Consider the following 603-nt stretch of genomic DNA (forward strand, 5'->3'; position numbering starts at 1 on the left):
TTGATCGCATCCCCGTCCCAGGAGAGATCGTCGCCCTCGTGCACCTCATGCGCTTCGAACCTGTCGTCCGCGAGAACGGCGTCCACGAGCCGCCGAGGGCCGCCGACGATCGTGAAGGGGAAGTCGATGTCGGTCCCGATCACCCACGAATGGTCTTCGGGCCAGAAGAACTGTGGGGACAGGCCATCGGCGTCGTCGACCCACCCGAGACCCGCCCGGTACACCCAGGCGGGATCGCTCAGCTCCGAGAGCGAGGTCTCGAGGAGGATGTACTCCATCCCGAGGCCTTCGCCGGGGTGGGACAGGAAGGGGCCCACCCTCATCGCCTCGGCCAGGGCGGGATCGACAGCCCGTCGCTGGGCTGCCCAGGGATCATCGGCATCGGCCTCGTCGGAGACCTCCACATCCGACGCACCGTCGACCGTCGTCGCGAATCGCACCCCGCTGCCCGGGATGCTCCAGCCGGCCCAGATGGCCGCGACGATGTCCTCGGGTGTCGTCGTCACGTCATGCGCATGCGCAACGAGCGCGGCCAGCAGCACGGGGTCGAGCGCACCGTCGGTCGGGGGAGTGACGTACAACTCGTCGGTGAGCGAGAAGTAG

The 603-nt window shown here is 68.2% G+C and carries 1 protein-coding gene; it reads right to left on the minus strand.

Annotation, left to right across the window (positions count from 1 at the left end; genetic code table 11):
* A partial coding sequence (locus AC4FQ5_RS19920) for a hypothetical protein (RefSeq protein ID WP_491146381.1) occupies positions 1 to 603 on the minus strand: 603 nt, incomplete at both ends.

Source organism: Chryseobacterium sp. DT-167 (genome assembly GCF_058310155.1).